General features: G+C 39.9%; 1 pseudogene. It reads left to right on the forward strand.

The features are described from left to right. Window positions 1–263, forward strand: a pseudogene (locus AAEY62_RS23050) (hypothetical protein); the annotation flags it as partial.

Below are 263 nucleotides of genomic sequence, written 5' to 3' on the forward strand. Positions count from 1 at the left end.
TACTAGGCTCTTTTGTACAAGCGAATGAGCTAGAACCAGTACCTCAAAAACATTGGAGTATTGGAGCGGGTGCTTACGCGTTCACATTAGCCAATGACAATAGCTCAAGCGAAGATTTGGATTTTAGTGGTTTTAATATAGCTGCTGGTTATGCTGTTAATAATCACTTTCAAATTAGAACTACCTACTTCTCATTAGAAAATGACGATTTTTCAGCGATAGAAAGTGATGGATTCGACCTAATGGCTTACGGGGGTGTGGGT

It is taken from the genome of Pseudoalteromonas sp. GW168-MNA-CIBAN-0100 (genome assembly GCF_040309225.1).
GTDB lineage: Bacteria > Pseudomonadota > Gammaproteobacteria > Enterobacterales > Alteromonadaceae > Pseudoalteromonas > Pseudoalteromonas arctica.